This window comes from Aphanothece microscopica RSMan92, assembly GCF_046613545.2.
Classification (GTDB): Bacteria; Cyanobacteriota; Cyanobacteriia; order PCC-6307; family Cyanobiaceae; genus NIES-981.
Window position 1 is genome coordinate 1 of the sequence record NZ_JBKKKY020000641.1, and the last position, 400, is coordinate 400.

Sequence of the window (400 nt, forward strand, 5' to 3'; positions counted from 1 at the left end):
GCCTGTCAGGACCAACGCACCGGTCAGGGTGCAGGCAAACAGGGCAACGAGCGGTGCCGGCACGATCCGGTTGATGCGCGGCGGCGTCAGGTAGACGATCAGCAGCGTGATCAGCCCCAGCGCGAGCGCCGCAAACGATACGGCCATGAGTTGTCCGGGCAGCCGCTCCAGCGCCACCAGGGGATTGCCGCCCTGTCCGGTGTGGCCGATGAGCGGCCCCAACTGGATGATGACGATGATGCACCCGATCCCGCTCATGAAGCCCGATATCACGGGATAGGGCACCAGACGGATGTACTGCCCCAGGCGCAGCACACCGAACAGGACCATCAGGGCACCGGCCATCACGAACACGGTGAAGGCCATGGCCGGGTCGTGCGCGTACTGCGCCAGGATGCCG

At 66.2% G+C, this 400-nt stretch carries 1 protein-coding gene; it reads right to left on the reverse strand.

Annotated features, from left to right (window positions below; genetic code table 11):
• Positions 1-366: SulP family inorganic anion transporter (locus tag ACLD7X_RS19430; RefSeq protein ID WP_411425319.1), on the reverse strand; the 366-nt coding region annotated here is incomplete at its 3' end.
• Positions 367-400 lie beyond the last annotated feature (34 nt).